The sequence below is a fragment of the Caballeronia sp. LZ003 genome, assembly GCF_031451465.1.
GTDB lineage: Bacteria > Pseudomonadota > Gammaproteobacteria > Burkholderiales > Burkholderiaceae > Caballeronia.
This window is the reverse complement of the sequence record NZ_JARUXJ010000086.1, coordinates 1-866: the sequence shown is the minus strand read 5'-3', so window position 1 is coordinate 866 and position 866 is coordinate 1. Positions and strand designations below refer to the sequence as shown.

The 866-nt window shown below is 58.7% G+C and carries 2 protein-coding genes and 1 pseudogene; all 3 read right to left on the bottom strand.

Features of this window, described 5'->3' with window-relative positions:
• Nucleotides 1-407, bottom strand: a pseudogene (locus QCE79_RS33095) (hypothetical protein); the annotation flags it as partial.
• Between the two features lie 2 nt (nt 408-409).
• Nucleotides 410-523 (bottom strand): GpE family phage tail protein, encoded by a 114-nt coding sequence (locus tag QCE79_RS33090; RefSeq protein ID WP_309851674.1) that lies wholly within the window; start codon nt 521-523, stop codon nt 410-412.
• 8 nt (nt 524-531) lie between these two features.
• Complete coding sequence (locus tag QCE79_RS33085; RefSeq protein WP_250481384.1) at nt 532-861, bottom strand: phage tail assembly protein; 330 nt, start codon at nt 859-861, stop codon at nt 532-534.
• Nucleotides 862-866: the final 5 nt, after the last annotated feature.

The window sequence follows — 866 nt, the reverse complement described above, 5'->3', positions numbered from 1 at the left end:
GCCAGGCTCGATGTCGCGACACCCGCGTCCGATAGCTTCGTTCGCAACTCGCCCAACTTCGCGACCTGCTGACTATGCTTGGCGGTGAGCGTCACGGCGGCCTGCTTGGCCCGCTCGAAATCAGCAATCATGGCTTTCGACGGCGGCCCCGATGCATGCAGCGCGCGTGTGAGTTCTCCCACGGTGGCGTGAGCGGACTTCATTTCAGCCGTCGTCTTGGCAACGCTACCGGAAAGCTCGCGAAACGCGGCGATGTTCTTCTGCGTGTTGCTCAATTGGGTTAACTGCGCACGCGTTTCTTTGAGCGATGAGGCGAGCGCTTTGTTGCCTGCGAGCATGGTCTTCAAGGGCTTGGTGATCTTGTCCACCATGTCGAACATGACCCGAAGTTTCAATGCGTTGTCCATCGCTATTCGCTCCCGCTACGTTGCCGCGCCCGCTCGCGCCACGCCATCAGCTCCACTAGACCAAAGTCATCCATTACCGCAGGCGTCCAGCCAAAGACCACGGCGATGTCGGCCATCGCATCTTCTACCCTTTCAGGGATTCCAGTTTCGATTTCACGGCCTTCGACATCAAAAAACCAGCAAAGATGCCTCCTAACTCGACCAGATCAGCGGGATCGATGTTGGCGACGTCGTGCTCGGTGAGCGTAGGCGTGCTGATACGCGGCAGCACCTTCGAGAGCGCTGCGACATCAAGATTCACGAGGTCGGACAGCGACACGCCGCGCAACTCGCCCGACTTGGGTTTTCGAAGCGTGACAGTGGTGATGGTCTGCTCGCCGCGCACCAATGGCGTGTCGAGCGTGTGCGTGTTCGCATCGGCCTTCGGTTCGTTATCGATTTGATTGGTTTCCATATTCG

Coding starts and splice junctions, on each gene's coding strand:
- QCE79_RS33090 (WP_309851674.1), bottom strand. CDS start 523: ATGGCCGACATCGCCGTGGTCTTTGGCTGGACGCCTGCGGTAATGGAT.
- QCE79_RS33085 (WP_250481384.1), bottom strand. CDS start 861: ATGGAAACCAATCAAATCGATAACGAACCGAAGGCCGATGCGAACACG.